At 43.9% G+C, this 25900-nt stretch carries 22 protein-coding genes; 8 read left to right on the top strand and 14 right to left on the bottom strand.

The window, feature by feature from the left end:
- Positions 1-7: 7 nt before the first annotated feature.
- Positions 8-859 (bottom strand): helix-turn-helix domain-containing protein, encoded by an 852-nt coding sequence (locus tag ACFQZI_RS08015; RefSeq protein ID WP_377140817.1) that lies wholly within the window; start codon positions 857-859, stop codon positions 8-10.
- Positions 860-986: 127 nt separating this feature from the next.
- On the opposite strand from ACFQZI_RS08015, the gene ACFQZI_RS08010 reads away from it, so the two are divergent.
- Positions 987-1970 (top strand): phytanoyl-CoA dioxygenase family protein, encoded by a 984-nt coding sequence (locus ACFQZI_RS08010; RefSeq protein WP_377140815.1) that lies wholly within the window; start codon positions 987-989, stop codon positions 1968-1970.
- Positions 1971-2036: 66 nt separating this feature from the next.
- Here the strand turns inward: ACFQZI_RS08010 and ACFQZI_RS08005 are convergent, their stop codons facing one another.
- The 4 genes from ACFQZI_RS08005 to ACFQZI_RS07990 form a co-directional block, all read right to left on the bottom strand.
- Complete coding sequence (locus ACFQZI_RS08005; RefSeq protein WP_377140812.1) at positions 2037-2462, bottom strand: MarR family winged helix-turn-helix transcriptional regulator; 426 nt, start codon at positions 2460-2462, stop codon at positions 2037-2039.
- 37 nt (positions 2463-2499) lie between these two features.
- On the bottom strand, positions 2500-3042 hold the full coding sequence (locus ACFQZI_RS08000; protein ID WP_377140809.1) for a DUF4199 domain-containing protein: 543 nt from the start codon (positions 3040-3042) through the stop codon (positions 2500-2502).
- Between the two features lie 114 nt (positions 3043-3156).
- Positions 3157-3621 (bottom strand): response regulator transcription factor, encoded by a 465-nt coding sequence (locus ACFQZI_RS07995; protein WP_377140807.1) that lies wholly within the window; start codon positions 3619-3621, stop codon positions 3157-3159.
- A gap of 74 nt (positions 3622-3695) precedes the next feature.
- Positions 3696-4154 carry a hypothetical protein gene (locus ACFQZI_RS07990; protein WP_377140804.1) on the bottom strand — a complete coding sequence of 153 codons (459 nt, stop codon included), beginning with the start codon at positions 4152-4154 and terminating at the stop codon, positions 3696-3698.
- A 70-nt stretch (positions 4155-4224) separates the two neighbouring features.
- Here ACFQZI_RS07990 and ACFQZI_RS07985 point away from each other — a divergent pair, with 70 nt between their 5' ends.
- Complete coding sequence (locus tag ACFQZI_RS07985) at positions 4225-5148, top strand: glycosyltransferase family 2 protein (protein ID WP_377140802.1); 924 nt, start codon at positions 4225-4227, stop codon at positions 5146-5148.
- Entirely contained in the window at positions 5145-6320 is a 1176-nt protein-coding gene (locus ACFQZI_RS07980; RefSeq protein ID WP_377140799.1) for a glycosyltransferase family 2 protein, read from the top strand. Before ACFQZI_RS07985 ends, ACFQZI_RS07980 begins: the two co-directional genes overlap by 4 nt.
- 24 nt (positions 6321-6344) lie before the next feature.
- Here the strand turns inward: ACFQZI_RS07980 and ACFQZI_RS07975 are convergent, their stop codons facing one another.
- The gene (locus ACFQZI_RS07975; RefSeq protein ID WP_377140797.1) at positions 6345-7241 is read right to left on the bottom strand and encodes an SMP-30/gluconolactonase/LRE family protein; all 897 of its coding nucleotides are present in this window, start codon (positions 7239-7241) and stop codon (positions 6345-6347) included.
- Entirely contained in the window at positions 7241-8761 is a 1521-nt protein-coding gene (locus tag ACFQZI_RS07970) for an alpha-L-fucosidase (RefSeq protein ID WP_377140795.1), read from the bottom strand. Before ACFQZI_RS07970 ends, ACFQZI_RS07975 begins: the two co-directional genes overlap by 1 nt.
- A gap of 468 nt (positions 8762-9229) precedes the next feature.
- Between ACFQZI_RS07970 and ACFQZI_RS07965 the strand changes: the two genes are divergently transcribed.
- From ACFQZI_RS07965 to ACFQZI_RS07955, 3 genes are all read left to right on the top strand, one after another.
- On the top strand, positions 9230-11377 hold the full coding sequence (locus ACFQZI_RS07965; protein WP_377140792.1) for a glycoside hydrolase family 3 C-terminal domain-containing protein: 2148 nt from the start codon (positions 9230-9232) through the stop codon (positions 11375-11377).
- Positions 11378-11384: 7 nt separating this feature from the next.
- Positions 11385-11840 carry a DUF4268 domain-containing protein gene (locus tag ACFQZI_RS07960; RefSeq protein WP_377140790.1) on the top strand — a complete coding sequence of 152 codons (456 nt, stop codon included), beginning with the start codon at positions 11385-11387 and terminating at the stop codon, positions 11838-11840.
- Between the two features lie 129 nt (positions 11841-11969).
- Positions 11970-13172 carry a DUF763 domain-containing protein gene (locus ACFQZI_RS07955; protein WP_377140787.1) on the top strand — a complete coding sequence of 401 codons (1203 nt, stop codon included), beginning with the start codon at positions 11970-11972 and terminating at the stop codon, positions 13170-13172.
- Here ACFQZI_RS07955 and ACFQZI_RS07950 read toward each other — a convergent pair.
- Positions 13164-13691 carry a DUF4142 domain-containing protein gene (locus ACFQZI_RS07950; protein ID WP_377140785.1) on the bottom strand — a complete coding sequence of 176 codons (528 nt, stop codon included), beginning with the start codon at positions 13689-13691 and terminating at the stop codon, positions 13164-13166. The two genes, ACFQZI_RS07955 and ACFQZI_RS07950, sit on opposite strands and share 9 nt — an antisense overlap.
- A gap of 183 nt (positions 13692-13874) precedes the next feature.
- Positions 13875-16448, bottom strand: a complete 2574-nt coding sequence (locus ACFQZI_RS07945; protein WP_377140783.1) for a phosphoenolpyruvate carboxylase — start codon at positions 16446-16448, stop codon at positions 13875-13877.
- Positions 16449-16637: 189 nt separating this feature from the next.
- On the opposite strand from ACFQZI_RS07945, the gene ACFQZI_RS07940 reads away from it, so the two are divergent.
- Positions 16638-18797, top strand: a complete 2160-nt coding sequence (locus ACFQZI_RS07940) for an FUSC family membrane protein (RefSeq protein ID WP_377140781.1) — start codon at positions 16638-16640, stop codon at positions 18795-18797.
- Positions 18798-18887: 90 nt separating this feature from the next.
- On the opposite strand, the gene ACFQZI_RS07935 is transcribed toward ACFQZI_RS07940, so the two are convergent.
- Entirely contained in the window at positions 18888-19376 is a 489-nt protein-coding gene (locus ACFQZI_RS07935) for a PRC-barrel domain-containing protein (protein WP_377140778.1), read from the bottom strand.
- Positions 19377-19397: 21 nt separating this feature from the next.
- On the bottom strand, positions 19398-20045 hold the full coding sequence (locus ACFQZI_RS07930; RefSeq protein WP_377140775.1) for an OmpA family protein: 648 nt from the start codon (positions 20043-20045) through the stop codon (positions 19398-19400).
- A 354-nt stretch (positions 20046-20399) separates the two neighbouring features.
- Here ACFQZI_RS07930 and ACFQZI_RS07925 point away from each other — a divergent pair, with 354 nt between their 5' ends.
- Positions 20400-21947, top strand: a complete 1548-nt coding sequence (locus ACFQZI_RS07925) for a M20/M25/M40 family metallo-hydrolase (protein WP_377140772.1) — start codon at positions 20400-20402, stop codon at positions 21945-21947.
- A 177-nt stretch (positions 21948-22124) separates the two neighbouring features.
- On the opposite strand, the gene ACFQZI_RS07920 is transcribed toward ACFQZI_RS07925, so the two are convergent.
- The 3 genes from ACFQZI_RS07920 to ACFQZI_RS07910 form a co-directional block, all read right to left on the bottom strand.
- Positions 22125-22850 carry a ThuA domain-containing protein gene (locus ACFQZI_RS07920; protein ID WP_377140769.1) on the bottom strand — a complete coding sequence of 242 codons (726 nt, stop codon included), beginning with the start codon at positions 22848-22850 and terminating at the stop codon, positions 22125-22127.
- Positions 22851-22894: 44 nt separating this feature from the next.
- Complete coding sequence (locus ACFQZI_RS07915) at positions 22895-24604, bottom strand: GMC oxidoreductase (protein ID WP_377140766.1); 1710 nt, start codon at positions 24602-24604, stop codon at positions 22895-22897.
- 92 nt (positions 24605-24696) lie between these two features.
- Positions 24697-25731: an L-dopachrome tautomerase-related protein gene (locus ACFQZI_RS07910; protein ID WP_377140764.1), complete on the bottom strand. Its 1035-nt coding sequence runs from the start codon at positions 25729-25731 to the stop codon at positions 24697-24699.
- Between the last annotated feature and the right edge of the window lie 169 nt (positions 25732-25900).

The following is a 25900-nucleotide window of genomic DNA, read 5'->3' as shown; positions in this document are numbered from 1 at the left end:
AATATTATTAAGCTTTACCAGAGTATTCGCGCTTAAAACCTGAAGGGTTTTGCCCAACTATTTTATTAAAAAGTTTATTAAAATACGATATGCTTTCAAAACCAATTGCATAGCAGGTTTCGGTAACATTATTACCCTGCATCAGCAAATTTTTGGCATGCTCTATCCGGTATTGGTTTACAAAATCGGTAAAAGTCATGTTGGTTTGGCGCTTAAAGTAACGGCAAAATGCGGCCATAGTGAGGTTCACTTTAGCAGCCACCACGTTAACATCAGGCTTTTGATGATAACTGGCATCTATATATTCATATATAGCCCCCATCCGTATCTTATCTTTTAGTATAAAATCTTTAATGCTTTGGTCGGTATTCAGTATCTCTGCATCTTTGGAGTGGGCCAGCAGGTTAAAAATATCTATTAGCTCCATCAATTGATTGTAAGGGCTTAACTCGCCTAATCGCGTCAATCTCCCGGCAGCTATCGCCTTTGTTTCGCCCGTGAATGCAATTCCCTGGTCGGCCTTTTTAAATAGCTGCCGAATGGCCGCAAACTCGGGCGAAGTGTTGATCGCTTCGCTTAAAAAGCCCGTACGCAGCTGTATCACTATCTGGTGGTAATCGCTGCGTAAACGATAATCGAAGTTAAGGTGCGGGATGTTGCTTCCAATAAAAACCAGGTCGCTTTGGGTGTAGGTAGATATATGTGTGCCTACATGCCGTATGCCCGCATCAGCCACCACATATACCAACTCTATTTCGGGATGGTAATGCCACAGAAAAGTGTTTCGCAAACGTGGCGAGAACAGCTTAAAAGATTTACCGGGTTCAAAGTCAACACGTTCTAATTGGATCTCATTCATCGCCGTGTTGCATTAATTTAATTTATAAACTTAACCAATATATCAATACAGAGCAAATAATGGTCATTGTGCAGAATATTGATGCTTACCTGCCGGCTTAAATTTGTACTATCAAAACAATACAATTATGAGAACAGAAACCATGACACCAACAATGGCCCCTGCTGCACCTAAAGCTAACGAAGCGCATAAAGTAATACCGGGCAACCCATCAACCGCTACCAGCAGCCAAATAAAACTAAACGACCGTAGCAATGGTAAGCCATTACAGGTTTTAAGCGAAGCGGAATGGCAATTCTGGATAAATAATGGTTATGTGATCGTTAAAAACGCGGTGCCAAAAGAGCAGGTAAAAAAACTTGCCGACTACCTTTGGGAATATGAAGGTAAGGACCAAAATGATATGACTACCTGGTATGCCAAGCCAAATGCCCAGATGCAAATGGCCGAACTGAACAATACCGGTATGGTGGAGATCTACAATCACCAATACATGTGGGATAACCGCCAAATGGAAAAAGTGCATAAAGCATTTGCCGATGTTTGGGGTACCGAAAAACTTTGGGTTACCATAGACCGTGCTAACCTTAACTTCCCCTTGCGCCAGGGATTTGAGTATAAAGGTTTTATCCACTGGGATTACGACCCTGAAACCAAACCCCAAAATGTACAGGGCGTGCTGGCCCTTGCCGACCAAACCGATGAAACTATGGGCGGTTTCCAATGCGTGCCCGAGCTTTACCGCACCTACGATACCTGGAAACTTACACAACCGGATGACCGCGACCATTATAAACCCGACACAACTGGCTTTGATATTGAAAAAGTAAAGCTGGAAGCCGGCGACCTGCTGATATTTAACAGCCTGGAACCCCACGGCATTCGGGCGAATACCAGTGGCAACAAGGTACGCATAGCCCAATACATTGCCATGATGCCCGCCCAGGAAGAGAATGAAGAACTACGCCAATGGCGCATCAACAGCTGGCAAAGCCGTGAGGCCATGCAGGGCTACGCATTCCCCGGCGACCCCATGGAGCGCGAAAAGCAAAACCCCGTTGCAGAGCTATCGCCACTTGGCCGCAAATTATTAGGGTTAGATAAATGGTAGATATATGTTTTAAGCAAACGGCCCCGAATTACTTTGGGGCCGTTTCTTTTTGCTTATTACCTGATGCTATTTGTTCGCTGCAATAAGCTTTTGCAGGTTTTCTTTAAACTTTTGATAACTGGCAATACCTAATTTACTTTCCCATTGCTCCTCCAGATTGTGGTTTACCTGTTGGGTTATTTGTTGTATGGTAATACCGGCGCTGGTTAAATAAAACAAAACCCCTCGTTTATCGCGGGCATCTGCCTTGCGCCTTACATATCCCCACTCTTCTAATTGGTAAACCAATGCGCTCATGCTTTGCTTTGTAATCTTAGCGTGTGCGGCCAGCTCAGTAATTCGTGAGCCATCCTCGTTTATATGCTGAAAGATGTACCCATGCGATGGCTTTATCTCCGGGAACCCGGCAACTTCCAGCTTCTTATGAAGATGACCAACCATTTCATTGAGCAAAGCCCTTAAATGAAAGCTGATGTATTTCTGCTCACCCATACTGCAAATATAGTAAGGATGGCTGACTTGCAGGCCATCATTGCGCTACCAAATCCTGGTCGCTGTTTGTACGGCGTTTTAAAATTAATGCGGTTATTAAAGCTACAATTATGCCTACCGGTAGTATTTCCCTGTAGGTGTAAAATATTACACCAAAGATAGAATCGTACACCTTTTTCATGGAGTTCACATCTTTTATCTTCTCGGCTATTTCGGCAGCGCTTTTGCCGCTATGCTGGGCTTTAGTGATAAGTTGCGCAGAGAACTTTTCCATAAAATCGGGCATAAAAAAATAATAATCTACAAGCCAGGTAGCCACATACATGCTGGAGCTTATCAACGCTATCAGAAAAGCTATTGTAAAAGCCTTGCCAAAGCTTATAACGCCACCGTTATATTTATCGCGGTAACTTTTCACTGCCGGGAACATTAGCGAGAAAGCAATGATCATGGACGAGAAGCCCACTATCATGTTGCCTTCGTAGCTGCCGCTGTTATGGCATAAGCCCATGCTAATTGCCATCCATACCGAAACAAAAAGGCCGGACATCAACCCAAATTTAATTACAGTTTTTTTCATCGTGATCTGTTTTAAAGTTTATGGTTCAAAGGTGTTACAAGGCTTTTAATTTTAGCTCATACTTTAGGGTGATTTTAATAATTAACCTGTTTCAATGTCAAAATACAACGTTATTTATGGAATAAGGCTCAGCTTTTTTGCCTTATCAACCGCTTGGGTGCGGCGCTGTACATCAAGCTTTTCAAACACTTTTGAAGAATGTGTTTTGATAGTATTTAATGAAACAAACAGCCGTTCGGCTATATCCTGGTTACTTAGCCCTTCGGCCATTAGCTGCAATACTTCAAGCTCGCGCTTACTTAGGCCAAGGCGGGCAAACTGGCCTTCGTTAAAAACAAAATCGCTGGTTTTAACAAGGACCTCTTTCTCAACAACAATGGTTTTGGGTTTGGTTAACTTTATGGCAAGCCATACCCCTAAAAGTGTAAATATAAATGCTACCGCACCCGCGTAAAGCTCAAAAGAATAATCAACAATTATAAAACGCCACTCCAGCCATTTCATTAAAAATAATAAAGCGGCAAGCGATACGCTGTAAATTAAAACAGAGCGGTTCTTCGCCCAAAAACTAAATGTCATTTATTCCTTATTTACGATCTAAAAATAAGGCATTTTGTATCGGAATAAGAAATGGTTTTAAAACTCGTGCTCAATTAAACCGCCGCCTTCTTAGACAGAGCGCTTAAGGCCAGGTAAACCCCTGTAAAAACAATTACAAGCGCTATAAGGTCCATTAAGGTTATGCCATCATTAGCATTAAATTGGTAAATGGTAAACATCTCGAAATATGGCGGCGCCGGCATTATGATCATGGCCATACCCAGCGTTATCATTACCGCCCCTATTATTACAAGCAGGTATTTTTTCGCGACCTCAAAACCAAGGTGGTCTTTTACTTTGGCTTTTTGTAACTGATGGGCCGAAATAAGTAGTTCAAAGTCGTTCTCTGTACCGGTATTTAAATTACCTTGCTTTATAAACGCACGGTTAATTTTTTGATGAATTATTTTCGCATGGTCGGCATCAATTGCCCCGCTTTTAAGTAAAGCCAAAATTTCGTTTGCTTTAACATCTAATAGTTCGGCGTCTGTAATTGCTTGTTTACCCTTCAAAGTTTTAAATACTTATATAATGCTTTACTTTTATTAATATTATGGCATTAAAATTATCTATACATACTACATGAAAAGAGTATCTGTTGTTACCATAAATTTTAATCAGGATAAGATCACCGAAGAGCTTTTGGTATCTATTGCCCAAACAAATACCTACCAAAACCTGGAGGTGATTGTTGTTGATAACGGCAGCACGGTAAACCCTATCCCATTATGGACTAACAAATACCCCAATGTTAAGTTTATACGCAGCGAAACAAACCTTGGTTTCTCCGGCGGCAACAATATTGGAATTGCACAGGCCACCGGCGATTATTATTTTCTGGTAAATAATGATACTGAATTTAGCCCCGGCCTGGTTCAAAAACTGGCAGATATTTTAGACACGCATCCCGAAGTTGGCATTATATCACCAAAACTGGTTTATGATTTCGACAGAAGCATCATACAATATGTTGGCTTTACACAGGTAGATTATTATACCTGCCGTAACCGGGCCGTTGGTAAAAACGAGAAAGATACAGGCCAGTACGATAACCTGCTTGGCCAAACCGGCTACTGCCACGGTGGCGCCATGATGGTAAAAAAAGAAACCTGCGAAAAAGCCGGTTTAATGGCCGATAACTTCTTTATTTATTATGAGGAGGTTGACTGGGGCGAACGCATCAATAAATCGGGCTACCAGGCTTGGGTACGCGGCGATGCTGTTATTTACCACAAAGAATCCATGACGGTGGGCAAGAACAGCCCTTTTAAAGAGTACTTTATGAACCGTAACCGCATCCTTTTCATCCGCCATAATGCACCGGCGTTTAAAGCCTTTGTGTTTTACATTTATTTTGTGCTGATGGTAGTTCCCCGCAACATCGTAAGGTATATTAAAGAGAAACGCTATAACTTTATTGGCTTACTTTTCCGCGCCGTTTGGTGGAATGTAACGCATGGTAAAAACAGCACCGAACTGGGTTACACCATCAATAAAGTTTCATGAAAATAGCCCTTTGGATAAGCCTGTTTGTAGTTGCCTATACGTTTGTGGGCTACGGTTTCCTGCTGTATTTTATCATCAAAATAAAAAGGGCGTTTAAGGACAAGCCGATGCTGCCTGTTGTTAGCAACGATGACCTGCCTACCTGTACACTGGTAGTAGCTGCTTATAACGAAGAACACTTTATAACGCAAAAAATAGCCAACAGCCTGCAATTGAATTATCCCGAGGGCAAGCTTAAATTTGTATTTGTAACGGATGGCTCATCAGACCAAACAGCTGAAATTATTAGCCGCTTCCCTCAGATCCAACTATTGCACCGCCCGGAACGTGCGGGTAAAATTGCCGCGGTGCACCGTGCGATGGAGTATGTAGATACCGAAATTGTGGTATTTACCGATGCCAATACTTTTTTGAATACCGAAGCCATCACCCGTATTTGCCGCCATTACAGCGATAAAACCGTTGGTGCCGTGGCCGGCGAAAAACGTGTACAAATTGATGAAAGCGCCGATGCAAGCGCAGCAGGCGAAGGCTTTTACTGGAAATATGAATCGGCCCTTAAAAAATGGGATTCGGAATTGTATTCGGTTGTTGGTGCTGCGGGCGAATTATTCAGCGTACGCCGTAACTTATACCAGGATGTACCTGCCGACACGGTACTGGATGACTTTATGATATCGATGTTGATAGCCAACCAGGGTTACCGCATTATTTACGAACCGGAGGCTTACGCGCTGGAAACTGCTTCGGAGAATGTGGCCGAGGAATTGAAGCGTAAGATCCGTATCGCAGCAGGCGGTATCCAATCTATCTTGCGCCTAAAAAGTTTGTTACTTCCGTTCAAGTTCCCGGTGCTATCTTTTCAATATGTGAGCCACCGCGTGCTCAGGTGGACGGTTACACCATTTTTTTTGATCCTGGCATTCATTACTAACCTGGCAACTGCCTTTGCCGGCGATGGTTTTGTATATACCCTGCTATTTGCCGGGCAGGTTGTGTTTTATCTCCTTGCACTATTGGGTTACGTGATGGAGAAACGCCACATCCGCATTAAGGCTTTGTTTATTCCATATTATTTTTGCGTAATGAATTACGCGGTTTTAGCGGGCATCATTCGTTACTTTACAAAAAAACAAAGCTCTGTTTGGGAAAAAGCGCAAAGGAAAATATAACCAGCTATAAGCTTTGGTATTTTACTACTCCACCCCTTTTACATTCATTTTCATTACATAAACAGCTTTCGATGCAGTTATAAACAGCGTCCGCTTATCTTTTCCGCCAAAACAAATATTTGCGCTCCATGGTTCAGGGACATCTATATGGGCTACCTTTGTCCCACGTGGATCGTAGATGGAAATACCCTTACCTGCCAGGTATAAATTACCCAACTCGTCATGTGTAATACCGTCTGCACTTGCATTAGCAATAAACAACTGCTTATTAGTTAGGCTGCCATCGCGCATAATATCGTATTTGTAAATTTTGTTGTCGCCGATGTCTGATACATACAAGGTTTTACCATCAGGCGTACCAACAATGCCATTGGGGCGCACCATACTATCTAACATAACAGGTTGGGTTTTGCCCTTCATCAACACAAAAACCATGCGCGTGGTAAGATCAGGAGATTTGCGGGTCCAGTAATCTCGCTGATAATATGGGTCTGTAAAGTAGATGTTATCCTTCTTATCTATCCACACATCATTAGGGCCGTTTAGTAATCTGCCTTTATAACTTTTTAAAAGTACTGTTACCTTTTTATCCTTACTAATTTGCCAGAGCTGGTTGTGCTCATCGGCGCAGGCAATAAGGTTACTTTTGCTATCGAAATAGGTACCATTTGCCCGGCCTGCGTTATCCATAAAAACAGAAAGCTTACCATCGGTATCATATTTCCAGATCTTGTTATTTGGTTGATCGGTAAAGAAAATATTGCCTGCTTTATCTACAGCCGGCCCCTCGGTAAAAGCGAATTGCCCGGATACAAGCTCAGGCGTTGAGGCACTATCGTACAGTGGCCTTGTTTGGCCCAAAGCCACCTGTGCAACGCCTATAAAAAACAAACAAACACTTAAAGTAATGTAATGCTTCATTAAAATTTATGCCCCTTTGGGTTATCAATTAATGCTGCTACGTCATTCAATTTCGGTTCTTTATACAGTCCAAAATCGCTTAAGGCAATACATACTTTAGCCTTGGTAACCCGCAGCCTTACCTTACTTGCCGATATGTTATTTGGCAAACGTATCAGTCTGTTACCACCAATGCTTGTGGCTTTGGCTATCTCCTGCCATTTGCCATCCTCCCAGGCATCAACGGCAACTTCATCTATCCGCTGGCCAAGTTTAATATTCTCGCGCAGGCGTATCACATTAAATGTTTTAGCCTGATGCATATCAAACACCAATTGCGGTGTATTTACATTGTCATCTGTAGCCCAATAGGTGTAACGGCTATTATCAAGCAGGTTTGCCGCGCCATATTTTAACCTGTTATTGCCACGTGTATTGCTGGCCGTTAGCGTTGCACCTTTAGCAAGGTTTGTGGCAAAGGTTTGTTTTAGTATATCTCCGAATGCTTTAAGCGAGTTAACATCATTTTTATAAAGCTGCCCCGTCCTGTCGGGCGATAAACCAAGATCTAAAGCCGCGCCGCGGCCCACGCTTTGGTAATACAAATTCAGTAAAGCCTGTGGTGTTTTCACCGAATCGTCCTGGCGCTTGTGGTAAAACCATCCCGGCCTTAACGCTACATCGCATTCGGCAGGCATCCAGTATTTACCATCGCGGTGGCCTTCGGTACCTTCGTAATCTTTAACATAGCCGTTACCGGGTTTCTTCCCTTCGTCAGGTGCATGTGGCGTATAGGTCGCCCAGCTGGTTTCTCCCGCCTGACCACGTTCATTCCCTACCCACCGTACATCGGGGCCAACATCGCCAAAAATAACGGCGTTTGGTTGCAGTTTGCGGGCAATGCCCCAGGTTTCGTCCCAACCGTAATAGGTAGACCTGTCAATTTTTCGTTCCTCGCGTGCACCGCCGTAAAAGCCATCGCCACCGTTCGCGCCATCGTGCCAGGTAATAAATAAAGGGCCGTAATTGCTATACAATTCTTTCAGTTGCTCGCGGTAAACTTTGGTAACATACTCCGGCTTGCCGTATAGCGGGCTGTTCCTGTCCCACGGTGAACAGTAAACACCCATTTTCATGCCCAGCTTATCGCAGGCCTCACGGTATTCACGCAATATATCCCCCTTCCCATTTTTGTAAGGGCTTTTACTAATGTTGTGTTCGGTTGTTTTGGTGGGCCACAGGCAAAAACCATCATGGTGCTTAGCTACCACCACAACCCCTTTAAAACCGCCCGCCTTGGCCGCTGCAACTATCTGCATAGCGCTAAAATTTGAGGGGTTAATTAGTTTAGGAGCTTCATCACCATAGCCCCATTCTTTATCGGTATAAGTATCTAGCCCCCAATGTATAATACAATACATGCCGGTTTCATGCCAGTTTAACTGGCCGTGTGTAGGTAAAGGACCGTAAGGTTTAGGGGCGGGTTGAGCAAAAGCTGATGATGCGGCAATAAACAGTAAGAACAACGATAGGTATTTCATAACAATAGGTTGATGAGGTATCAATTGCTAAAGTAATGTTTTTTAAAACAGCCCGATTTTTTATGTAGAAATTATTTGCGCCGACATGCTATTTTACTAAGTTTATAAAACAAATGATATTCATATTCTTACTTTTTTTTAGCTTCCTGATACTTCTCGTATTTATGATGATTGGGATGTATTATTTCAACCAGTATCTGTACACTATTGCCATAAATAAAAAATTCCATAACTGTGGCTATAAGATCATTACTATCAGAAGTATAACACAACCACCAGAGACATTGAGTGATCAGTACCCGGGGGCTTTCCTTATTAAATATGGGAATAATCCGATGTCACATATTTACAAAAGTGTTACCTATGAAGATGAATCTCATCGAAAGAAACATTGCCTGGTGATTATAAAAAAATTGCTTTTTATAATTACATCGATCGACTATACCTTTGATAAAACCGAAACTACTCATGAAACTTGGTAAATACTTATTACTCTTATTAATACTTCCATGCTTCGTCTCCGCGCAGCAAAACATCATCTATAAGAACAGCAAGCAGCCTTTGGATACCCGTGTAAAAGACCTGATATCGCGTTTAACGTTAGAAGAAAAGATCTCTCTGTTAGGATATAACAGCAAAGCCGTACCACGCCTGGGCATCCCCGCTTACAACTGGTGGAACGAGGCGCTGCACGGCGTTGCCCGTGCGGGCGAGGCAACCATCTTCCCGCAGGCTATTGGTATGGCCGCGACATTTAATGATGATTTGCTTAAACAGGTATCAACCGTAATTTCTACCGAAGCACGCGCCAAGTATAACCTATCTACAAGTATGGGCAGGCGTTTGCAATATATGGGGTTAACATTCTGGACGCCTAATATCAACATCTTTCGAGACCCGCGTTGGGGCCGCGGGCAGGAAACCTATGGCGAAGACCCTTTTTTAACATCGCGCATGGGTAATGCTTTTGTAAAAGGCTTACAGGGCAACGACCCGCATTATTTAAAAGCCAGCGCAACCGCCAAACATTACGCCGTACACAGCGGACCAGAAGCAGGCAGGCATGAGTTTAATGTAACCATAGACGAGAAAGACCTGCGCGAAACTTATTTATACTCGTTTAAATACCTGGTTGATGGCGGTGTTGAAAGTATTATGTGCGCCTATAACCGGGTAAATAGCGAACCCTGCTGTACCAGCAACGCTTTACTTAAAGATATTTTAATAAATGAATGGAAGTTTAAAGGACACGTAGTTACCGATTGTGGCGCTTTAGATGATATTTACCTTCGCCATAAATCGCAGCCCGACCAGGTGATTGTAGCGGCCGAGGCTATAAAAGCCGGTGTGAGTTTAGACTGCTCTACCCTATTGCAAAACGATGTAATGGAGGCGATAAAACGCGGTTTACTTAAAACAGGTGATGTAGATAAAGCACTGTCTGCAACTTTGCGTACACAATTTAAACTTGGTTTTTACGATGACGCCAGGCTAAACCCCTACCACGCCTATGGTGCCGATAGCGTACACAACAGCCAGCATGTTGCCCTTGCCCGTAAAGTAGCGCAGCAAAGCATGGTGCTTTTAAAAAATAACAATAACGTGTTGCCGCTTAACAAAAGCAAATACAGCAGCTACATGGTTGTTGGGCCAAATGCAACATCTTATGATGCCCTCATAGGTAATTATCATGGTGCAGGCAAGGTGGTAAACTTTGTAGAAGGTATTACCGCTGCCGTTGGCCCTGCCGCCCGCGTTGAGTATGATTTAGGCGCCGATAACCGCGACACAACACACTTTGGCGGTATTTGGGCGGCCGGAAATGCCGATGTAACCATTGCCGTGCTTGGCCTATCCCCTGTTAACGAGGGTGAGGAAGGCGATGCTTTTTTAGCGGCAGGGGGCGGCGATAAACTGGATATTAATTTACCGGCAAGCCATATCGCGTTCTTGAAAAAACTACGTAAGGACGTTAAAAAACCAATTATAGCTGTAATTACCGCCGGCAGTGATGTGGATATTGATGCCATTGCCCCTTATGCCGATGCCGTAATATTAGCCTGGTATCCCGGCGAGCAGGGTGGCAACGCATTAGCCGATATTATTTTCGGCGATGTATCACCATCCGGGCGTTTGCCGGTTACATTCTATAAATCGCTGAGCAACCTGCCCGATTATAAGAATTACGAGATGAAAGGCCGCACCTACCGTTATTATAACGGCGAGGTACAATACCCGTTTGGTTTTGGCATGAGTTACACCAATTTTACTTATACGCCGGTTGGCCAGGTTAAAAAAAGTTACACATCTGCCGATAGCATACACGTTAACGTGAGCATTAAAAACACAGGCCATTATAATGGCGATGAAGTTGTGCAGGCATACATTCAATACCCGCAGCAGGATAGGATGCCTTTAAAAGAATTAAAAAGCTTTAAACGTGTAAGCGTAGCCAAAAGCTCGGAACAAACCTTAAGCATTAACATCCCAATTAAAGAATTACAGAAATGGGACCTGGCATCGCATGGCTGGAAAATTTATCCCGGTGAATACAAATTGGTACTGGGCAGTAACTCGCAGGACGAGAAAGTGGTGTTGCCGTTTACTGTCAATTAGTTAATCAATGTACTCAAAAGATCAGGCATCACAGTTAAAACAAGCGTTCTGGACGGCATTTGGGCAATACATGGGCCCGGTATTATCTGCCGAAGGCTTGCGTACCAACTGGATCAATTATAAAACAGGCGTTAAACATATTTTCTTCAGGATGCAGGCCGATAATAAAAAGGCCGGCATCGCTATAGAAATTGCCCACCCCGACCCCGAACTGCAACAACTATTTTTTGAGCAATTTGAAACTTACAAAACTATGCTGCACAGCACCCTGGGCGAAGAATGGAAATGGCAACTACATGCTACAGATGACTTTAGTAAAACAATAAGTCGCATTTATACCGATCTAACCCCTGTAAGTATTTTTCAAAAAGAAGATTGGCCTAAGCTCATCTCTTTTTTTAAACCCCGCATCATAGCGCTTGATGAATTTTGGAGCGATGTGAAAGTGGCGTTTGAGGCGTGAAAATATTTGTCTTTAAATTAAGTGAAGCAACACATCCTTCGCTATCACTCAGGATTACAAGTTATTTATTCCGAAGATTGTAAGATTCTGTTAGTCCAAATTCAAACATCTTTTGCTAACTTTGTTAGCATGAAGCGTTCCGGAAGTGCCGATTTGCCTTTGCATTATGGCTATGTGCCTGTTTGGCTTGCCGAACGGATGGCTAAGCTTGGCCTTGCTGTAATGGAAACCATTGTGATGGATTATGGGAAGGATGAAGTGCTCCGCCGCTTAAGCGACCCTTTCTGGTTTCAAAGCCTTGGCGCGGTAATGGGTATGGACTGGCATTCATCGGGTATCACCACGTCGGTAATGGGCGCGCTTAAACGGGCTATTAATCCGCATAGCCGGGAGTTGGGCATTTACATTTGTGGCGGCAAAGGCAAACATTCTACTAAAACCCCTCAAGAACTTTTGAGCGTATGCAACAGCACCGGCCTTGATGGTAATTACCTGGTAAAGTGCAGCAAATTAAGTGCTAAGGTTGATAATACTGCCATACAGGACGGTTTCCAGCTATACACGCACAACTTTATTTTAAGCGATACAGGCAAATGGGCTGTGGTGCAACAAGGCATGAGCGACGCCAGCAGTACCGCCAGGCGCTATCACTGGCATTCGGAGCAGCTTACCTCTTTTGTTGATGACCCACATACGGCGATACACGGCAAAAACAACGGCCTTATATTAAACATGGCCGATAAACTTGCAGACCCGTCTCGTAGCGGTGTAATGCAAATTGCTGCAGAACACCCGGACCGGATGCTGAAAGAAATAAGCCACCTGATGATGCCTAATCACCACGAGGTTAAGGCAAAGGATGTTGACCTGAAACGACTTGGGGCGGTGCTATGGCTGGCACATGAGAAGCAACCGAAAGATTTTGAAGACCTGCTGCTGCTTCAGGGGCTGGGCCCGCGTACACTACAATCACTTGCTTTGGTGAGCGAGGTTATTCACGGCACACCCTCGAGGTTTAAAGACCCGGCAAGATTTTCATTTGCCCACGGCGGTAAAGACGGGCACCCCTTTCCTGTCCCTACAAAGGTTTATGATGAGACCATAGGCGTTTTACAAACTGCCATACATAAGGCCAAACTTGGCAACGGCGAAAAAAATGAAGCTATTAAACGCCTCACCAATATAGCGCAGGCAGCCGAAAGGGATTTCACACCGAATGCTAACTTTGATAAGGTGATTGAAAAGGAAAGAAATGAATCGTGGAAATATGGCGGCCGTACAGTATTTGGTAAAGCCAAACCACCGGTAGAGCCGCAATTGAAACTATTTTAACCCGGCGCAGATCTCGTTCGCGCTGCCTAAATGCTGCTCCAATTTTGGTTTGTTTTTTACAGCGAAGTCTTTTAGCTTTTTATCGCTGTTGTTTTCGCCTTCCTTAAAAACCTTGATAGCGTTCTCATGATCAATAACCATAGCCTGGATGTATAATTTATCAAAAGCAGCGCCTTTTTTATTGCTTAGGCTATCCAGCTGTGTTTGATGTACAGCGTTTAATGAATCGGTATTACCTTTACTGCCTGAGATCTTTTTTAATTCGGCGTCTATGTCGGTATGGTCAGCTATTACCTGCTTGGCATATTCCAGCATCTGCGGGTTTTGCGAATTAGTAAGCGCCAACTGTGAAAGCTTAATTTCGGCCGCGCCAGATTCCAAAGCATTTTTCACAAAGGTTATCCCCTCCTCGTTTGCCTGGTTTATTTTGTTATAATTTTGGGCTTTGCGGTTATTACAAGCTTGTGTAAAAATAAGAGTGGCTAATGCCAGTACAATACAGGATGTTCTTTTCATCATTAAATGTTAAGCTTATAATACTAAACTAACAAGTTTAATTACATTCTGTTTACAAAAGTTTAAAGTGATGATGACGCTTGTTTGTTCCATATTTAACGATGGGTGCACCGAGTGTTAGTAAAGGGAGGGGTTATCAGAGTGATAACTCCTCCCTCACCATCCCAAAGAGGGAAATTATATTTATTAGGCCAAATTCCGGCCGGCATTTACAATACCATATACAGTACGTATAACCAACTTGTTATAAATGCTCGTTAATTCTTCGTCGTCAGTTTTGTTCAAACATTGCAGAGCGTAGTGTTGCACAATAACCAATGGCAATACAATTTTTTCGCGGATAGCTATAGAGCGGCGATCCACAGGAAACTCTTCCATAAGCACCGTTGTGCCGGTAAGCTGTAGAAGCATGTCGCGGGTTAATTCATATTCGGCTTTAAGGCCCTTCCAGAACGCGCTAAACTTTTTATCTTTTTCCATATAGGCTGTTACCCTGAAGTCGGATTTACTCATCGACATCATACAGTTATCTATCATGGTTTTAAAGAAACCCGATTTTTGATAAAGCTCCTGTACTTCTGTCCAGTTCCCATCATCTTTCATTTTTTTGAGGGCCGTGCCCACACCATAAAAGCCCGGTATATTTTGCTTTAACTGGCTCCAGGATGTTACAAAACTTATCGCCCGAAGATCTTCCAGTTTAAGCTTAGCGCCCGCGTTGCGCTTGGTTGGGCGGCTGCTGATATTGATCTGCGACAGTAATTTTAACGGACTATAAGTTTGAAGATAATCCATAAACAAAGGGTGCTCGCGTAAAGCCAGGAACATGCCATGGCTTTCCTCTGCCATTTCGGCTATCAATGCCTTATGCCTTTCGTCCAGCAGGTCATGACGGTTTGGATGCAGCGCGCTGGTGATACCCGCGTTAATTAACTGTTCGGTATTAAACCTTGCCGTTTCTACCGATCCATATTGCGAACTTACCGTTTGTCCCTGTATGGTTAGCTGTATATGCTCATTTGCTATTTCTTTACCCATGGAGGCGTAAAAACGGTGTGTTTTACCACCACCACGCGCCGGCGGGCCACCCCTACCGTCAAAAAATGCCAGGGTAATATTATGCTTGCGGGCCATAGCGGTTAATTCTACTTTAGCTTTATAGATGCTCCAGTTGGCCATCAGGTACCCCCCGTCTTTAGTACTGTCGCTAAAACCAAGCATAATGGTTTGCTTGTTGCCACGCTTTTTAAGGTGCGATTTATAGAACGGATGCGTATACAACTTCTCCATAACTTCCCCGGCATGTTTAAGATCGTTTACGGTTTCAAACAGCGGCATAAAATCAACACTCAGTTTTTCTTTGTCCCAACCGCTCCACAGAAACAGCGCAATCAGTTGCAAAATATCTGAAGCCTGTTGGCAATTGCTAATGATGAAACGCTGGCAACCCTTTTCGCCATTACTACGCTGAATTTGTTTCATCAGCCTGATGGTATCCAGTGTATCGCTGATCAGCGGATCGGCATTGGCGGGGCATTTAAAATCGGCCTGGTTAAACGGTAAGCTTTTTATTTTCGCTTCCTCATTCATTTCGGCATAGTTTTTTGGTACGCCGGTATAAACCTTTTCAGTAGTATATTTAAACACGTCGCGCAGCACACGGCTGTCCTGCCTGATATCGAGCGTGGCGAAGTATGATCCAAACAAGTGAACCTTTTGCAGCAGGTTATCTACAATACCTACAAAAAGGCTATCGTGTTCGTTCACTAAAGTTTCGCGCATCGACCTTAGCAATTTCAATATCTCTGGCTGTAGATCTTTAGGGTTATCCTGCGGGTTAAACGCATTGTCATAAAGCAGTTTTTCCAGCTCACTTAATGTATCGGCAAACCCGCGGAAAGTGATACGGCGTTTCAGATTCCTAAAATCGCGGTAGTAGCAACGGTAAATTACCTGCCTTAGTAATGATGATACCGAACGGGTGGTTTCCATATGCACGTTGGGGTTACCGTCGCGGTCGCCGCCCGGCCAAAAGCCAAGCTCTAATACCTGCTGGTTACCTTCAATATCAAACTCATCTTCTAGTTTCGATTGGATGCCCGATAAGGCGTGGTAAAAAATATTCTCCAGGAACCATACCAAGCTTACCGCCTCATCTACCGGTGTTGGCGAGGTTTTGTTGAAGAATGGTGTTTTGCCCAATTGCTGTAAAAGCCCGTCAATCGATGGTATGTCATTTATTTTCAGCGCCTCGATCAGGTCCGTCATGATACCCAAAACTGTGCCGGGGTAAAACTGGGTTGGGTGGGCGGTAAGCACCAATCGCAACGAAAAATCTTTCAATTGCTTACTAATATCTGCCCTGGCCTGCTCGCTTTGCGATGCCTGCTGTATCATGCTTTGCAACGTGCCAGTATCATCTACACGCCCAACTTTAGCAAATGACGAATCTTCAATAGCATCAAACAAAACTACCTGGCGTTCAATGTATTGTATAAACCTAAATAAACGGTTTATTTGTTCGCGGTGATCAATATTAGGAACATATTTTTTGAAGAAAGACTCGATGATCTCGGTGGGCGAATCCTGGTTGGCAGCGCCTTTATCGCAATGCGAACTAAAGAACGGGAGTAAAATACCGGTATCCTTAACCTGGTAAAAAGGCAACGTTTGAAACAAGCTGTTGTATAGCTCAAAACGCTTTACAACTTCGTGATTAAAGATAGATTCTTTTTGACTGAGCCTTAAGGTTGATGGCATGGTAGAACTGGTTTATAAAAATTATAAGAGCAATATCGCCGTGAATTTAAGTATCTAAAATTAAAATATGCTAAAAACTAAAAATTAATAACATTAAGCACATTTTAATGCAATTATTGTTATTGCAAAAGCTTACAAGTTTTATTTGTTTAATTTTGCATAACAAATATCAAGCCCAACAAATAGTACATGCAAAGCCATAAAAGAGAAATAAAAAGCTTTTTTTACAGTCAGTATTTTTCTGACGGCTTGCGCATGACCATTGGTATTATTACCCCGGCCCTGGTAATGATGCAGTTAGGCCATTTCGACTTAGGGCTAACCCTTTCGCTGGGCGCGCTATGTATATGCACTATTGACGGCCCCGGCCCAATATCACACAAACGCAATGCTATGGCAGCCGGTAACGGTATAATGCTTGCTGTGGCACTAATAACCGGCTATGCCCGCTTAAACGTGATAACTTTAGGTATAGAGATAACTGCGTTTTCATTCCTGTTCTCTATGCTTATAGTGTATGGCAACAGGGCGGCATCGGTAGGTACATCGGCCATACTGGTGATGATATTTATGATGGATAAGGCTGTGCCGCCAGCCGAAGTGCCTGTTTTTAGTCTAACCATTTTGGCAGGTGGTGTTTGGTATATGTTGTTTAGCCTGGTGTTCTTTGGCATCAGGCCGTACCGTGCTGCACAGCAAACATTAGGCGAGAATGTGGCCGATATAGCTGATTTTTTAAGGATAAAGGCTGATTTCTATGTCCAGAAAACAGATGTTGACGAAAACTATAAGAAGCTGGTAATGCAGCAAATACAGGTTAGCAATCACCAGGACGCGGTAAGAGAGATCTTATTTAAAAGCCGTATATTGGTAAAAGAATCTACCGCGGCCAGCAGGATCCTCTTACTTACTTTTATTGATCTGGTAGATATGTTTGAACAGATCATGGCCACTCACTATGATTATAATTACATACGCGAAAAATTTGAAAGCACTGGTGTACTATCAGAAATAGCCGACTTTCTGCACCATGTTGCCGATGACCTGGATAATATTGGTTATGCCATTTTAGCCAACACCCGCCCCGAAAAGTTAAGTAACCTTGAACTTAGACTGGAGCATTTAAAAAACCGTATTGATTCCATTGGTGCCGATGATAAGGAAACGAGTAACCTGGTATTAAAAAAGATATTGATAAACCTGCGCGACCTGAGCAAAAGCATAGCTAACATTTATAAATACTACCATTCTAAAGCGTCAGACAGTTTGGTGCAAAGCCCTACCAACATAGAGTACTCCAAATTTGCCAACTCGCAGGATTATGCCCCGCATATCTTTTGGGATAACTTAACCTTTAAATCCGGCGCGTTTAAGCATGCCCTAAGGGTTGCATTAGTGTGCCTGGTAGGATTTATAATGGCTAAGAATTTCTCTTTGGGCGGGCATAGTTATTGGGTGCTGCTTACCATTATTGTCATATTAAAACCCGGTTTCAGCCTGTCTAAACAACGCAATTACCAAAGGCTTATTGGTACTATAGCAGGCGGGGCAATTGGCATATTGATACTGAACTTTATACCCGGCAAAACGGCCCAGTTTGTTATTTTGGTTGTATTGATGATTGGCACTTACAGCTTTTTACGTATCAACTATATTGTGGCCGTAATTTTAATGACACCATATGTGCTGATACTGTTTAAGTTTTTAGGCCTGGGTACCATCAATGTTTTTCAGGAAAGGGTTATTGATACGCTTATAGGCTCGGGCATCGCTTTCTTAGCCAGCTATTTAATATTCCCTACCTGGGAGTTTCAGCAGGTAAACGAAACGCTCAAATCTGTTATTACTGCAAATATCAATTACCTGCAAAAAATATCAGAAAGTATTTCGGGCAAAGCAGTGGAGTTAACAGAGTACAAACTTACCCGTAAAGACATATATGTAAATTCTGCCAACCTATCGGCCATATTCGACAGGATGACTTCTGAGCCTAAGAGCAAGCAAAAAAACGTTAAAGATCTGCACAAATTTGTGGTGCTCAATCACATTTTTGCATCGTATGCTGCCAATATAGCCTCAGCCCTTATCCGCTCGGGGCAAGTTGCCCCGCATAAAGACATGCTGAAACTGGTCAAGAAAAGTATTGCAGTTTTAAAAGACACCAACAGAAAATTGAGTGGCGAAAGCATTACCCCGGCAAACACAATGCCTAAAACGGATACCTCACCGCTGCCGGATGCTGAACCCATCCCCCTAACCGCGGATGATATGCTGATGAAAGATCAGTTAGGCTTTATCAACAAGATAACGGTAGATATAGCTAAGATAACAGATAACATTTTAAGATAAGTTTTCTGTCGACCTGAATTGATAGCGGTCCTTAGAATAGTTTGTCACAAATTTTGTCGGATGTCGGACAAGTTTGGTATCCCTCTAATACTATACAACGTTATCATCACCGGCTACAAAACCATCTTCGCGTTTCTCGTAAAATTTGGTTTTGCCAACGTTTAATGAGCCGGGAGGGATCGGCGCTCCTGCTTCTGCTTTATCTAAAGCCCGTTCTATCTCCGAGTCGGTTTCCCGGTTTATCACGCGGCCTTTCTCGTACAGTGGCAAGGCAAGCAAATTGGTTACGCTAACGCCCGGCATCTTTACTTCATCGTTTTCCAGGTCAAACTCCACCTTTTCTATGGGGATCAATACCCGGCCTTCTTCGAGGTTAACGTCGTTACTTTCCATATCTATTACAATGTAACGTACCTTAAGCGCCTCCTCGTCAAACAACAATTCATATACCTCTCCAACTTTGTTCTTATGGGTATCCCTTACATCCCAGCCAAAAATATCGGGCTGCCCGTCAACTATTTCGAAATCACTATCGCTTAGTTCATACAGGTTATAATCGGTATTATTATCAGATGCCATCTTTTTAAGTTTAATTTATAATTATTTCTCTCCTTCGGCGTAAGCTACAATCTCTACACTCCTGTTTTGCGCGCGGCCTTTAGCAGTAGCATTGGTTGTTAAGGGCTTTTGTTCCCCTAAAGAATGGATAGAAATCTTATCCGGAATAATACCACCCTTGGTAGACAACCAATCTTTTACAGCATTAGCCCTGTCCTCGCCGAGTTGTTTATTAGCGCCCGCCGTACCGGTAGAATCGGTGTGGCCGTAAACTGCTATTTCGGCGGTTTTGTACCGTTTATCAAGGGAAGCGGCAATTTGTTTCAGTTTAACTTCTGCGGCGGGTTGTAAGCTGCTTTTATCGGCAGCAAACAGGATGTTCTCGCCAAGGCTGTAAATGGTGTACTTATCGTTCCCTTTAACTATAATGGCAGTATCTGTTATTTCATCATATGACGACCTTGGGATATTAAAATCAATAGCGTTCCAGTTAGGTTGTGTGGTTACAATAATATTACTGTCGCTTTTAGCAGAGTCTGTTTTAATTGTATCAGTTGTATCTACTTTTAACGGGGCAGATCTATTGCATCCCCTGTAAAGTAAAACAGCTGTTGCAATTGCAAGTATTGCAAATATGATCCATATCAATACCGAACCTTTGCGCTTTGGCTGTACGTCTAAATGTGCCATTTTATGATAACTTGTTTATTGCTTGTATAAGCATTAATCAGGCCAATAAGTTTTTAGATATTTAGAAAACTTCCTGCAGCCGGTTACTCACCCGGTCATCGCTCCACTCGACCACCCTCTCTCCGCAAGTTGAAAGATTGTAAGTCTCTGCTAAGCCTTAAAAGGAGAAGATTTCTCCTTTTCACCCTCTTTGCGAAGCAGAGAGGGTCGACCTGCGTAGCGGAGTCGGGGTGAGTAAAATATCAAATGGCATTTTCAATATTAACAAACTTGTTACACCGCCAGGCATAATATGATTTAAGCGGCGTATTTTATACATTCGTTGAATATAACTAAGCCCTGTATCAAAACGATATGAAAAATTTAACTAAACTATTTGTTGCTGCCGCCCTCCTTGCAGGCAGCACAGCCTACGCGCAAACAAAAAATGCGGTGGTTGATAACATTGTAAAAGAAGGAACAGACAACTCACAACTGGAAAAGCTTGCCCACGAGCTTTTTGATGGCGTTGGCCCACGGCTTGTAGGCACGCCGCAGTATGATAAAGCCGGCAAATGGGCTTTAGATAAATACAAAGGCTGGGGCATCACCGCCAAAGAAGAAAAATGGGGCCAGTGGCGAGGCTGGGAACGCGGTATTTCCCATATTGATATGGTTTACCCGCGCGTAAAATCATTAGAAGGCACGCAGCTTGCCTGGAGCCCCGGCATGAAAAAAGCGGTTACCGCCGAGCTTGTGATATTACCTGAACTTGCCGATTCGGTAGCTTTCCAGAAATGGTTGCCTGCTGTCAAAGGTAAATTTGTGATGATATCTATGAATCAACCAACCGGCCGCCCGGATGATAACTGGAAAGAATTTGCTTTAACAGGCTCTTTCGATAAGATGAAGGCTGCCCGTACAGAGCAAACCGCGGCATGGCGCAAGCGCATCAGCAACACAGGTTTAAATAACCGTACATTGCCGGTAGCTTTGGAAAAAGCAGGCGCTGCGGGTATCATCACATCAAACTGGTCTGCGGGTTTTGGGGTGGATAAGATCTTTAGCGCTTACACCAAAGTTGTGCCCACTGTTGATATAGCACTTGAAGATTACGGGACGCTTTACCGCCTTACCGAAAGTGGCAACAAACCACGCATCACCATTCAAACCGAATCTAAAGAACTTGGCGTTGTACCTACCTTTAACGTTATCGGTGAGATAAAAGGCACCGAAAAACCTAACGAATACGTAATGCTTTCGGCCCATTTCGACTCGTGGGATGGCGGCACAGGTGCTACCGACAACGGTACAGGCACCATCACCATGATGGAAGCGATGCGCATCCTTAAAAAAGCGTATCCAAAGCCAAAACGTACCATCTTAGTTGGTCATTGGGCAAGCGAAGAGCAGGGCTTAAATGGTTCGCGTGCGTTTGTTGAAGATCACCCTGAAATTGTTGCCAACCTTCAAGCCTTATTCAACCAGGATAACGGTACAGGCCGTATTGTTAACATCAGCGGGCAGGGATATGAAAAAGCAGGCGAATTTATCAGCCGCTGGTTAGAAGCCGTTCCGGATACCATCCGTCATCAAATTAAAACATCATTCCCCGGTACTCCGGGCGGCGGCGGGTCTGATTTCGCGTCGTTTGTTGCAGTTGGCGCTCCGGGTTTCTCGTTAGGGTCAAACAGCTGGTCGTACGGTAACTATACCTGGCACACCAACCGCGATACTTATGACAAACTGGTTTTTGACGATGTACGCAGCAACGCCATCCTAACCGCCATCCTTATTTACATGGCAAGCGAAGACCCTGCAAAATTCCCCCGCGATAAGGCAGCGCTTCCGGTAAGCAGCAACGGCCAGCCAGCCAAATGGCCCGAGCCGGTTAAGGCTAACCGCCGTGGTGGCTTAGATTAACACTAATTTAAACTTATAAAGAATGCCCGCTTCATGAATTTGAAGCGGGCATTTTTGGTTAATTCCATCCCTTGGGAGGGGTGTGCAAGATTGCGCGGTGGCCGGGAGGGTATTACGTTGTTAAAGTATAAGAAACCCCTCGCTAACCCTCCCAAGGGAGGGAATTATTTTGACCCTCTACTTCTTGCCTATCGCGTATTTTATCCCACCCAAAATATGTTTCAAATAAAGCGGATCTGAGTATGAGGTATCAGTATGACCAAGTGCCGTATAAAATGCGCGGCCGCCATCATATGTATGATACCATGCCATGGGGTGGTTAGCGCCATTCTCGCCTCCCTCATAGCTTTTTTCATCTATTTTAATCAGCACATGCAAATCTGGAGCTATCCATTTGTAATTGTACCATTCATCAAATCTGCGCCAGGTTGCAGGGAGGTGGTTGGTTGCGGGGAAGCCACGGTCTACCACATCTAATTTAGCGTCCTGCTGTTTTGGGTGGCTTTTAAAATAAGCGCCTACCAGGTTGCCATACCATGGCCAGTCATACTCGGTATCGGTAGCGGCATGGATGCCCACAAACCCCTTGCCCGATCTAATGTATTGCTCAAAAGCCTTTTGTTGCTCGTTGTTAAGTACATCGCCGGTTGTACTCAGGAATATTACCGCCGAGTATTGCTTTAAATTAACTTTGGTAAACTTGGCAGCATTTGTAGTTGTATCCACATCAAAATTATTCTGTTTACCCAGTTTCATTATAGCAGGTATGCCCATAGCTATCGACTCATGATGAAAGCCTGCTGTTTTACAAAAGATAAGCACTTTGGGTTTACCTTTAGCAAAGCTTAAACCCGTAATAAAATAAGTAAGTAATAATACGGTAAACACATTTTTGGTCTTCATAATTTTTAATGTATTGTTTCTTGATTCTAAAACTCTTGAATCTGTTAAAGGTTTCCTTTCTTCAATTCATCTACTGCGAAATTTGCGGCACGAGCGGTTAATGCCATGTAAGTAAGCGAAGGGTTTTGGCAGGCCGACGAGGTCATGCAGGCGCCATCTGTAACAAAAACATTTTTGGCGTCCCAAACCTGGTTATGCTTATTCAGCACGGATGTTTTTGGATCGCGCCCCATACGTGCGGTACCCATCTCATGGATGCCGTCGCCAATGTTGTGGCCATTGTCGTGCGTTTCTACATTTTTAACACCTGCCGCTTCCAGCATGGCTTTAGCTTCCTTCACAATATCTATCCGCATCTTTCTCTCGTTGCCTTTTATCTCGGCATCCATAGATAATACGGGTAAGCCCCACTTATCTTTAACCGTTTTATCCAGGGTTATCTTGTTCTCGTGATAAGGTAACAGTTCGCCAAAACCACCTATTCCTATGCGCCAGCCACCCGGTTCGGATAGGGCATCTTTATAGGCGCCGCCAATATTCAATTCAGCAATTTCGCGGCTCCAGCCGTTGCGGCCTGCGCCGCCCTGGTAACCAAAGCCACGCAGGTAATCGCGCTTATCGTTGCCAATGTTTGCAAAACGCACCACGTAAGGGCCATTGGCGCGCCGACCATAATAATATTTATCCTCGTAGCCCTCCACGTCGCCGCTGGCACCAAGGTTATAGTGGTGATCCATAATATTGTGGCCCAATTCGCCGCTGCTGCTGCCCAGGCCACCCTGCCAAATATCAGTAGCGCTGTTCATCAGTACCCAGGCGCTGTTTAAAGCAGAGGCATTTACAAAAACGATCTTCGCGTAATACTCATAGGTTTTGTTGCTAACAGCATCCAGCACCTCTACCCCTTTCGCCTTTTGAGTGTCTTTATCATACAATATTTTAGTAACAATAGATTGCGGCCTAACGGTCAAATTACCGGTACGCAACGCCGCCGGCAAGGTTGAAGATTGCGTGCTGAAATATCCGCCAAACGGGCAGCCCTCCCAACACCTGTTCCTGAACTGGCAGGCGGTACGGTAAGGTATTTCTTTGGTTAAATTGGCCACCCTGCCAATGATCATATGTCTGCCAAAATGTTTTTTAATACTTGCAGCTACATCCTTCTCTACCCAGTTAAGGTCCATTGGCGGCAAAAACTGCCCGTCGGGAAGATTGGGTATACCCTCGATAGAGCCGCTGATACCCGCGAATTTCTCTACATGATCATACCACGGCGCAATATCTTTATAACGGATTGGCCAGTCAATAGCCCAGCCATCCTTATCGTTAGCTTCAAAATCGAGGTCGCTCCAGCGGTAGCTCTGGCGGCCCCATAAAACAGAACGGCCGCCTAAACGGTAAGATCGCCACCAGTTGAAAGGCTTTACCTCTGTATAGGGCGACTCCTGCTCGTTCGTCCAGGCATCCATTATAGCTTCCTGCGCACCCCAGTTACGGGATATTACCGGGCGTTCCTTACGCTGCTTTTGAGTGACGTTACCGCGATGCTCAAAGTCCCAGGGGTTATAATTGGCCGTTTTGTAATCTTTTATATGTTCGTAGTTAGACCCTCGCTCCAGCATAATAGTTTTAAGTCCGCGTTCGGTAAGCTCTTTGGCTGCCCAGCCGCCGCTTATGCCCGATCCTATTACAATTGCATCATAGGTATTATTAGCTGTGGCTTTGCTATTGATATTGGGTGCGTTTACTGACATATTGTTTACAGGTTAAACCGGTTTGAGGGTACCGGGAATGATAATTGGTTTAACAATACTATTAATTTAAAGCCAATAAACCAACCCTATAATTACTTAGGCAATTGAACTTTATAAACCCTGTAAGGATATTCTACCTTGTTTTCGCCGTGGTTATATTTGGGCAACCTGTTCATTTGCGAGGCGCTTACATATAGGTAGCCGTCATTGCCGATACCAAATGAATCGGGCCATATCAGGCGGCCGTCTTTAACTAAAACATGCGTTTTACCATCGGTAGTAACGTATTGTATGGCATGTTCAGGCGAATCGCTCAGGTAAATATTCCCTTTACTATCGGCTATCATACCGTGGCAAATACCCGTCTCGGCAACCAGTTGCACTTTGGTGCTTAAATCGGCATCTGTTAGGGTAATGTTGGCAAGATATTCGGTAGCTATGCGGTACAATTTGGTTTGATTAATAGCCCGGAAGTAAAACCATTTGGCATCTGGAGTTAAAGCGATGCCGTTTACGTTAGATACAAAAGGGTTGCCCTTGTTATCAACTACGTCTTTACCGTCCAAATGAAGTTTAAGTCCCGGTTCAACAACAGTGGATCTGTCATCGCGCAGCACTACCCTGCTTTTACCGCTTTGCAGATCGAGCACCACAATGGCATGTAGCCCGGGGTCGGAAAGGTAGGCGAGCTGGCGGGAATTATCTATTACCATATCATTTAAAGCACTTTTGTCTTTCGGCAGATCGTCAAAAGTATAAATGCGTTGTACCTTGTTATCATCAAGGCTTATTTTTAGCAATTTAAAACGGCCTTGCTTCTTTTTGCCATCGCCAATAACAGCAGCACCACCCGCGGGCGACGAATCAAGCACCCATAGGTAATTCTGGTGATCAGCGTAAAGATCCTGCACGTTCACAAAATGGCTCTCCGTGGCTGCCGTATCAACTTTATTCCATTCCGCATCCGGGAACGGCACCCGCCGGCCATTCACAATCTCGGTTAATCCGAACAGGTACGGTTCGGTATGCGGGAAAGAAACGAACAGGCGATTAGTTTTAGGCGCTACCGCAACACCTATCGGTTGGTTTTGACCAAATGAGGCAACCTCAATAAGTTTTTGAGCCATAACGGAATAAGTGATTGACAAGGTAAAGATGAGAACGAAAAACTTTTTCATAATTGATATACTGATGAAAAGACATTTAGTTTTTTAACCACAAAAGACATAAAGATTTCACGAAGGGCACCAAGTATTCCTTTGTGTCCGTCGTGGCTTTCTCTCTGTGTTCTTTGTG

Origin of the sequence: Mucilaginibacter lutimaris (assembly GCF_042676625.1) — a bacterium.
GTDB lineage: Bacteria > Bacteroidota > Bacteroidia > Sphingobacteriales > Sphingobacteriaceae > Mucilaginibacter > Mucilaginibacter lutimaris.
The sequence above is the reverse complement of the archived record's forward strand: the minus strand, read 5'-3'. Positions and strand labels throughout refer to the sequence as shown.

Excerpts from the sequence above, each read along its gene's own strand:
- ACFQZI_RS08015 (WP_377140817.1), bottom strand. The coding sequence starts at position 859 with ATGAATGAGATCCAATTAGAACGTGTTGACTTTGAACCCGGTAAATCT.
- ACFQZI_RS08010 (WP_377140815.1), top strand. The coding sequence starts at position 987 with ATGAGAACAGAAACCATGACACCAACAATGGCCCCTGCTGCACCTAAA.
- ACFQZI_RS08005 (WP_377140812.1), bottom strand. The coding sequence starts at position 2,462 with ATGGGTGAGCAGAAATACATCAGCTTTCATTTAAGGGCTTTGCTCAAT.
- ACFQZI_RS08000 (WP_377140809.1), bottom strand. The coding sequence starts at position 3,042 with ATGAAAAAAACTGTAATTAAATTTGGGTTGATGTCCGGCCTTTTTGTT.
- ACFQZI_RS07995 (WP_377140807.1), bottom strand. The coding sequence starts at position 3,621 with ATGACATTTAGTTTTTGGGCGAAGAACCGCTCTGTTTTAATTTACAGC.
- ACFQZI_RS07985 (WP_377140802.1), top strand. The coding sequence starts at position 4,225 with ATGAAAAGAGTATCTGTTGTTACCATAAATTTTAATCAGGATAAGATC.
- ACFQZI_RS07980 (WP_377140799.1), top strand. The coding sequence starts at position 5,145 with ATGAAAATAGCCCTTTGGATAAGCCTGTTTGTAGTTGCCTATACGTTT.
- ACFQZI_RS07975 (WP_377140797.1), bottom strand. The coding sequence starts at position 7,241 with ATGAAGCATTACATTACTTTAAGTGTTTGTTTGTTTTTTATAGGCGTT.
- ACFQZI_RS07970 (WP_377140795.1), bottom strand. The coding sequence starts at position 8,761 with ATGAAATACCTATCGTTGTTCTTACTGTTTATTGCCGCATCATCAGCT.
- ACFQZI_RS07965 (WP_377140792.1), top strand. The coding sequence starts at position 9,230 with ATGAAACTTGGTAAATACTTATTACTCTTATTAATACTTCCATGCTTC.
- ACFQZI_RS07960 (WP_377140790.1), top strand. The coding sequence starts at position 11,385 with ATGTACTCAAAAGATCAGGCATCACAGTTAAAACAAGCGTTCTGGACG.
- ACFQZI_RS07955 (WP_377140787.1), top strand. The coding sequence starts at position 11,970 with ATGAAGCGTTCCGGAAGTGCCGATTTGCCTTTGCATTATGGCTATGTG.
- ACFQZI_RS07950 (WP_377140785.1), bottom strand. The coding sequence starts at position 13,691 with ATGATGAAAAGAACATCCTGTATTGTACTGGCATTAGCCACTCTTATT.
- ACFQZI_RS07945 (WP_377140783.1), bottom strand. The coding sequence starts at position 16,448 with ATGCCATCAACCTTAAGGCTCAGTCAAAAAGAATCTATCTTTAATCAC.
- ACFQZI_RS07940 (WP_377140781.1), top strand. The coding sequence starts at position 16,638 with ATGCAAAGCCATAAAAGAGAAATAAAAAGCTTTTTTTACAGTCAGTAT.
- ACFQZI_RS07935 (WP_377140778.1), bottom strand. The coding sequence starts at position 19,376 with ATGGCATCTGATAATAATACCGATTATAACCTGTATGAACTAAGCGAT.
- ACFQZI_RS07930 (WP_377140775.1), bottom strand. The coding sequence starts at position 20,045 with ATGGCACATTTAGACGTACAGCCAAAGCGCAAAGGTTCGGTATTGATA.
- ACFQZI_RS07925 (WP_377140772.1), top strand. The coding sequence starts at position 20,400 with ATGAAAAATTTAACTAAACTATTTGTTGCTGCCGCCCTCCTTGCAGGC.
- ACFQZI_RS07920 (WP_377140769.1), bottom strand. The coding sequence starts at position 22,850 with ATGAAGACCAAAAATGTGTTTACCGTATTATTACTTACTTATTTTATT.
- ACFQZI_RS07915 (WP_377140766.1), bottom strand. The coding sequence starts at position 24,604 with ATGTCAGTAAACGCACCCAATATCAATAGCAAAGCCACAGCTAATAAT.
- ACFQZI_RS07910 (WP_377140764.1), bottom strand. The coding sequence starts at position 25,731 with ATGGCTCAAAAACTTATTGAGGTTGCCTCATTTGGTCAAAACCAACCG.